This window comes from Nocardia sp. NPDC059236, assembly GCF_042754085.1.
Classification (GTDB): Bacteria; Actinomycetota; Actinomycetes; order Mycobacteriales; family Mycobacteriaceae; genus Nocardia.
Genome location: NZ_JBHZAF010000018.1, coordinates 189,175 through 195,599, shown reverse-complemented (window position 1 = coordinate 195,599; position 6,425 = coordinate 189,175). Strand labels below are relative to the sequence as shown.

At 67.8% G+C, this 6,425-nt stretch carries 9 protein-coding genes; 6 read left to right on the top strand and 3 right to left on the bottom strand.

The window, feature by feature from the left end:
• From ACFXIV_RS36430 to ACFXIV_RS36420, 3 genes are all read left to right on the top strand, one after another.
• Window positions 1-183 (top strand): NAD(P)(+) transhydrogenase (Re/Si-specific) subunit beta (locus ACFXIV_RS36430; RefSeq protein ID WP_379394958.1); only part of this gene is annotated, 183 nt, incomplete at its 5' end.
• Window positions 184-243: 60 nt separating this feature from the next.
• Window positions 244-819, top strand: coding sequence for a TetR/AcrR family transcriptional regulator (locus ACFXIV_RS36425; protein WP_379394956.1), 576 nt, complete (start codon window positions 244-246; stop codon window positions 817-819).
• Between the two features lie 76 nt (window positions 820-895).
• Window positions 896-1,684, top strand: a complete 789-nt coding sequence (locus tag ACFXIV_RS36420) for an oxidoreductase (protein ID WP_379394954.1) — start codon at window positions 896-898, stop codon at window positions 1,682-1,684.
• A 62-nt stretch (window positions 1,685-1,746) separates the two neighbouring features.
• Here the strand turns inward: ACFXIV_RS36420 and ACFXIV_RS36415 are convergent, their stop codons facing one another.
• Both ACFXIV_RS36415 and ACFXIV_RS36410 read right to left on the bottom strand, forming a co-directional pair.
• Window positions 1,747-2,067: a co-chaperone GroES gene (locus tag ACFXIV_RS36415; protein WP_328601883.1), complete on the bottom strand. Its 321-nt coding sequence runs from the start codon at window positions 2,065-2,067 to the stop codon at window positions 1,747-1,749.
• Between the two features lie 30 nt (window positions 2,068-2,097).
• A complete protein-coding gene (locus ACFXIV_RS36410) occupies window positions 2,098-2,721 on the bottom strand; it encodes a TetR family transcriptional regulator (RefSeq protein ID WP_379394952.1) in 624 nt (207 codons plus the stop codon).
• Between the two features lie 147 nt (window positions 2,722-2,868).
• Here ACFXIV_RS36410 and ACFXIV_RS36405 point away from each other — a divergent pair, with 147 nt between their 5' ends.
• The 3 genes from ACFXIV_RS36405 (at window position 2,869) to ACFXIV_RS36395 (ending at window position 6,096) form a co-directional block, all read left to right on the top strand.
• Complete coding sequence (locus ACFXIV_RS36405) at window positions 2,869-4,332, top strand: MFS transporter (protein ID WP_379394950.1); 1,464 nt, start codon at window positions 2,869-2,871, stop codon at window positions 4,330-4,332.
• Window positions 4,333-4,439: 107 nt separating this feature from the next.
• Entirely contained in the window at window positions 4,440-5,759 is a 1,320-nt protein-coding gene (locus tag ACFXIV_RS36400) for an FAD-binding oxidoreductase (protein WP_379394980.1), read from the top strand.
• Window positions 5,760-5,805: 46 nt separating this feature from the next.
• Complete coding sequence (locus ACFXIV_RS36395) at window positions 5,806-6,096, top strand: GNAT family N-acetyltransferase (RefSeq protein WP_379394948.1); 291 nt, start codon at window positions 5,806-5,808, stop codon at window positions 6,094-6,096.
• Here ACFXIV_RS36395 and ACFXIV_RS36390 read toward each other — a convergent pair.
• Window positions 6,093-6,413, bottom strand: a complete 321-nt coding sequence (locus ACFXIV_RS36390; protein ID WP_379394947.1) for a hypothetical protein — start codon at window positions 6,411-6,413, stop codon at window positions 6,093-6,095. The genes ACFXIV_RS36395 and ACFXIV_RS36390 overlap by 4 nt on opposite strands.
• Window positions 6,414-6,425 lie beyond the last annotated feature (12 nt).

The following is a 6,425-nucleotide window of genomic DNA, read 5'->3' as shown; positions in this document are numbered from 1 at the left end:
ATCTACGGCATGCCGGTGCTCAACGTCGACCAGGCCAAGAGCGTGATCGTGCTCAAGCGGTCGATGAACTCCGGCTTCGCCGGCATCGACAACCCGCTGTTCTACGCCGACCACACCTCGATGCTGTTCGGCGACGCCAAGAAGTCCGTCGGTGCGGTCACCGAGGAACTGAAGGCGCTGTAGCGGTTTCGTGAAGTACCCCGTTCTTGACCTCCAGGTCTAGAACGGGGTACTTTTGCATTCATGGGCCGACCACGGAGCTTCGACGAAGACGCCGTGGTGGAACGCGCAATGGAGACGTTCTGGACCCACGGCTATGCGAACACCTCTCCCGCCCAGCTCGCGGAAGCCTGCGGAGTCGGAAAAGGCAGCCTGTACAACACCTTCGGAAGCAAGCGGGAGTTGTTCGACCAGTGCCTGGCGCTGTACGACCGGACCGGGGCGGAACTGGCCCGGGAGGTCTTGTCACAGCCGGGGACGACCCGCGAACGACTTCGCGCCTGGATGCGGTGGACCGTCGACAACGATCTCGCGCAGCCGGTCCGCCGGGGATGCCTGGTGGTGAATACCGCCATGGAGCTCGGCGGGCATGACGCCGAAGCGACCAAGGCGGTGACGGCCGCACACGCACACCTGGTCGAGGCGTTCACCGAGCGCATCGAGCAGGGGCAGCGCGACGGCGATGTCCCGACGCAGCTCGACGCCCTGGCCTACAGCGAGTTCTTGATGAATACCATTGGCGGCCTTCGCATCATGGCCAAGATCGCGGACGCGGAGACGCTGTACCGCATTATCGACACCGCACTGACCACCCTCTGACCGACTCACGGGCCGCATCCGGCGGCCCTTTCCTTTACCCCAGTTTTTGACCTACAGTTCAAGAAAGGTACGAATCATGGATCTCGGACTGAACGGCAAGACCGCCCTCGTAACCGGCGCCAGCCGGGGCATCGGACTGGCCGTCGCCGAAGCGCTGGCCGATGAGGGCGTGCGCGTCGTGGGCGTGGCCCGCAATGTCACCCCGGAGCTCGAAAAGGTCGCGGCAGCAGCGGTTTCCGCCGATCTGAGCACCACCGAGGGCGCGCTGGCCGCGGTCGAGGCGGCGCTGTCGGAGCTCGGCGGCATCGATATCCTGGTCAACAATGTGGGCGGCGGCGACGCCGACCAGCTGACCCTGGGCGGGTTTCTGGACGTCCCGGACGAGCAGTGGCGAAAGCTGTTCGACCTCAACCTGTTCGGCGTCGTGACCACCACCCGCGCGGCATTGCCGAGCATCATCGAGCGGCGCGGCGCGATCGTGACCGTGTCCTCGATCAATGCCCGGATTCCGGCGGCCGGCCCGGCCGGCTACAGCGAGGCCAAGGCCGCGCTCACCAACCTCGGGAAGCGGCTCAGCGAGGAGTTCGGTCCGCAGGGCGTCCGCGTCAACACGGTGTCGCCCGGGCCGGTCGGCACCGACATCTGGCGCAGCCCCGACCACCTCGGCGCGAAGCTGGCCGCGGCCAACGGCATGGACCACGAGCAGTTCCTGAACGCCATTCCGGCGCAGTTCAATATCACCGCCGGCCGCATCGCCGAAGCGAAGGAGGTGGCGGCGCTGGTGACCTTCCTGGCCTCCGAGCAGGCCGCCATCATCACCGGCGCGGACTATGTGATCGACGGCGGCATCATCAAGACGGTCTGACACATCGGTACGACAACGGCCCGCGTTCTCGAAAAGAACGCGGGCCGTTGATATTCGATCGACTACAGGTAGAGGCCGGTGCCGTGCTCGGGGTGGGAGTTGGCGACGGCGTGCAGATCGCGTTCGCGCAGCACGTAATACGCCTGCGCCTGGATCTCCACCTCGAACTGATCGTCGGCGCTGAACAGCACCTGGTCGCCGACGCTCACCGCGCGGACATGGGAACCCACGCCGCAGACCTCGCCCCACGACAGGCGCTTGGCCACCTGCGCGGTGGCCGGGATGAGAATGCCGCCGCTGCTGCGCCGCTCGCCCGCCTCGGGGTTGAGCTTGACCATGACGCGGTCGTGCAGCATTTGGATCTCTAGCTTGGCATCGGACACCGCGGCAGTGTACTGCGCGAGTACGAGCGGTTACGCCCCGGTGCCCGCGTCCGGCCCGACGGCCGACGCCGCGGTCTCAGGCGCGACGATGCGGCGGATGGCGTCCTTGATCCAGGCGCGCTGCTCCTCCGGATCGGCGTCCACGCCGAAGGTGAAGGCGTTGACCTGCGGAACGGCCAGCGGATAGTTGATCATCGACATGAGCAGCATCAGCACCTGACCGGACGGCATGTCCGCGCGCATCAGGCCCTTGCCCTGCGCCACCTCGACCTTCTCGCGCTTCTCCAGGTAACGGCCGCAGCGCAATTCGCCCGCCGAGGCGTGCTCCCGGCCCAGTTCCAGGGCCTCCCACTGCAGCAGGCGCAGCAGTTCGGGATGTTCGCGGTGGTAGTCGATGTGCTGGTCGATCCAGGTGTCGAGGTCCTCGATATCGGTGGTCACCGAGCCGGCCACGGCCAGCATGGTCTTCTCCAGCACCTGATGGAAGAGCTTCTCCTTGTCGCCGAAGTAGGCGTAGATGAGCTGTTTGTTGGCCTTGGCATTGCGCGCGATGCGGTCCACCCGCGCCCCGGCGATCCCGTACTGCGCGAATTCCGCGGTCGCGGCCTCGAAGATGCGTGCCTTCGTGGCCTCGGGATCCCTGGTGCCTGCCATGCCCTCGATGGTAACCAACCAACTGGTTGACAAACCGGGGATCCCCCGTGGAATATCTCTAACCAACCGGTTAGTTACAAGACTCGAGTTTCCGGCGCAATGGCGCGCCCGCCACCCCCATTCCCCCTTCACGCTCGGGAGAACGACGTGACCACCCTCGAAAACCGGCTTGCCGCAACGGCTCCCGTCGCGACCGGCCCCCTCGAGTTCGCCGCCCGCTGGCGCGCGCTGCCCGTCATCCTCAGTGCCATGTTCATGGCGATGTTCGACTGGTTCGTCGTCAATGTCGCCGCCTCCTCGCTGGAACACGACCTGCACGCCGGTGAATCGGCGCTGGAACTCATCGTCGGCGGCTACGGCTTCGCCTACGCCTCGGGCCTGATCACCGGCGGCCGGCTCGGCGACCTGCACGGACACCGGCGGCTGTTCGTGATCGGCATGCTCGCCTTCACCTTCGCCTCACTGCTGTGCGGGCTCGCGCCCAATGCCTGGGCGCTGGTCGCCTTCCGCATTCTGCAGGGCGGCACCGCGGCGCTCATGGTGCCGCAGATGCTCGCGCTCATCAATACGCTCTTCCCGCCGCACGAACGGCCCAGGGCCATGGCCGCTTTCGGCGCCACCATCGGCATCGGCGCGGTATCGGGTCAGGTGCTGGGCGGGGTGCTGCTCGACGCCGACCTGTTCGGGTGGGGCTGGCGCACCATCTTCTACATCAATGTGCCCATCGGGCTGATCGCCGCAGCCCTGGCCGCGCGCTGGCTGCCCCAGCAAGAGCCGACCCACCGGCCGAAACTGGACCCGATCGGCGCGCTGGGCATCTCGGCCGCGCTGGCACTGCTGCTGGTCCCCATCACACTGGGGCGTCCCGAGGGCTGGCCGGTGTGGACCTGGGTCAGCATGCTCGCCTCGATCCCGGTGCTGCTGCTCACCCTGCGCTACGAGAACCGGCTGGCCACGCGCGGCGGCGAACCCGTCCTCGACACCGGCATGGTGCGTGAACGCGGGTTCAGCCTCGGACTGGTGATCGCGGGCGGCTACCTGACCTTCTTCGCCGGATTCATGCTGTGCCTGACGCTCATGCTGCAGAACGGGCTCGGGCTCTCACCGCTCACCGCCGGCCTGGCCTTCGCGCCGCTGGGACTGTGCTTCGCGAGCAGCTCGTTCTTCCTCGCGCCGCGGGTCGCCGCCCGGATCGGCAATCGGGTCATGGTGGTGGGGACGCTCACCAGCCTCACCGGGCTGGCGCTGACCCTGGCCGTGCTGGCCATCATGGGCCGGAACGTGACCGTGCTCGCACTCATCCCCGGCATGATAATCGTCGGCACCGGCAATGGGCTGACCATTCCGTCGGTGGTCGGGGCCGTGCTGTCGTCGGGGATTCCGGCGCGGCAGGCCGGGATGGCGGCCGGCGTGCTGACCACCTCGCAGCAGTTCGGAAACGCCATCGGCGCAACGGTTCTCGGGGTGATCTTCTTCAGCGCCCTGGGCGCGCACCACGGGACCGGCGGCTACGTGACCGCCATGGAGATGGCCGCGCTCGGCGGGGCCGCGGTGCTGGCCGTCGTGCTCACCGCCGCACTCGCCCTGCCGAAGGCCGCCACCGCACACTGAGAACTCCCGCTTGTCGTACGGGCTTCCGGACAAATCAGCCGGAAGCCCGTACGTTCCTGAGTGTGGACATCGATCTCGACACACTGAGCGGTCTGCTCCCGACGGGCATGGTGGTGACCGATCCGGACGTGCTGACCGGTTATCGGCAGGATCGGGCGCTGGATCCGGACGCCGGGACCGCGCTCGCGCTGGTGCGGCCGCTGACAACCGAGCAGGTCGCGGCCACTGTGCGGTGGGCGGCCGAGCATCGGGTGCCGATCGTGCCGCGCGGGGCCGGCACCGGACTGTCCGGCGGCGCCACCGCGCAGCCCGGGGCGCTGGTGCTGAGCACCGAGAAGATGCGGGAGATCAGCGTCGACACCGTGACGCGGACCGCGGTGGTGCAGCCCGGACTGCTGAACGCAGAGGTCAAGCGGGCCGTGGCCGAACACGGGCTGTGGTACCCGCCGGACCCGTCCTCCTTCGAGATCTGCTCCATCGGCGGGAACGCGGCCACCAATGCCGGCGGGCTGTGCTGCGTGAAGTACGGCGTCACAACCGATTACGTGCTCGGCATGGAGGTCGTGCTGGCCGACGGGACCGCGGTGCGGCTGGGCGGGCCGCGGCTCAAGGACTCGGCGGGGCTCTCACTGACCAAACTGTTCGTGGGCAGCGAGGGGACGCTGGGGATCATCACCGAGCTGACCCTGCGGCTGCTGCCCGCGCAGCCGCCGCAATCCACCGTGGTCGCCACCTTCCCCACGCTCACCGCGGCGACCGACGCGATCCTGGCCATCACCGGCCAATTGCGGCCCTCCATGCTGGAATTCATGGATTCGGTGGCCATCAATGCCGTCGAGGACGAGCTGCGCATGGGACTCGACCGGAACGCGGCGGGGCTGCTGGTGGCGCGGTCCGACGCCCCGGGCGAACACGCCGGGCACGAGGCGGACATCATGCTGGCCGCCTGCGAAAAGGCCGGGGCCACCGAGGCTTTCCGCACCGACGATCCGGAGGAGGGCGAAGCCTTCTGCGCTGCACGGCGATTCGCCATCCCGGCCGTGGAACGCAAAGGGCCGCTACTGCTCGAGGACGTGGGCGTGCCGCTGCCCCGGCTCGGCGACCTGGTCACCGGCATCGCCCAGATCGCCGCGCACCGGCGGGTGCTCATCTCCGTCATCGCGCACGCGGGCGACGGCAACACCCATCCCCTCATCGTCCACGACCCCGCCGACCCGGAGGAGTCCGAGCGCGCGCACCTCGCGTTCGGCGAGATCATGAACCTGGCCATCGGCCTGGGCGGCACCATCACCGGCGAACACGGCGTCGGCCGGCTCAAGAAGGCCTGGTTACCGGATCAGCTCGGCCCCGATGTGATGGCGCTCACTCGCCGGATCAAGGATGCGCTGGATCCGCACGGGATACTCAATCCCGGCGCGGTCCTCTGACCGGTTCGCCGGAACAATCCACATCACAAGGGAGTTCACACCGGTCATGAGCACCAAGCTGGAACACAATGCCGACGCGACCCGCTACGAGATCTACCTGGACGGCACTCTCGCGGGCTACGCCGACTACGCGGAGCGGGTGGACGGCGACACCACGGTCCGCGACATCCAGCACACCCTCACCTTTCCCGAGTTCCGGGGCCGCGGCGTGGCCGCGCAGGTGGTGGAGTTCGCGCTGAACGACGCGCGCACGGACGGCTTCTCGATCATTCCCACCTGCTGGTACGTCGAGAAGTACATCGGGGAGCACCCCGAATACGCCGACCTGGTGGCCTAATTCGCGCGGTGCTGCCGACGCTGCCAGACCCGGAAATGCCGGTCGGCGCTGCCCACCATCGCCTCCCCCACCTTCGCCTCGTCGAACCCCGGTAGCGATTGCAGCTTGGCCAGGAACGCGGTGTCGGCGGCCGAGTAGGGCACCACACACCCCTTACCGGTCGCCCCGATCAATACGAAGAACACGTCCCCCGCGAACGGGCCGTCGGCCGCCGTAATGATCCGCACCTCTGCCAGTTCCGTCCACGCGACCTCTTCCACCCGTCCGTCGGCCAGTGTGCGCCGGACGAAGGTGTCGTTGATTTCGACTCCGGCCATGGCTCCATAGTG

What these genes read in the sequence shown, in the direction of transcription:
- ACFXIV_RS36390 (WP_379394947.1), bottom strand. Translation starts at nt 6,413, where the DNA reads ATGGCCGGAGTCGAAATCAACGACACCTTCGTCCGGCGCACACTGGCC.
- ACFXIV_RS36395 (WP_379394948.1), top strand. Translation starts at nt 5,806, where the DNA reads ATGAGCACCAAGCTGGAACACAATGCCGACGCGACCCGCTACGAGATC.
- ACFXIV_RS36400 (WP_379394980.1), top strand. Translation starts at nt 4,440, where the DNA reads ATGGTGGTGACCGATCCGGACGTGCTGACCGGTTATCGGCAGGATCGG.
- ACFXIV_RS36425 (WP_379394956.1), top strand. Translation starts at nt 244, where the DNA reads ATGGGCCGACCACGGAGCTTCGACGAAGACGCCGTGGTGGAACGCGCA.
- ACFXIV_RS36410 (WP_379394952.1), bottom strand. Translation starts at nt 2,721, where the DNA reads ATGGCAGGCACCAGGGATCCCGAGGCCACGAAGGCACGCATCTTCGAG.
- ACFXIV_RS36420 (WP_379394954.1), top strand. Translation starts at nt 896, where the DNA reads ATGGATCTCGGACTGAACGGCAAGACCGCCCTCGTAACCGGCGCCAGC.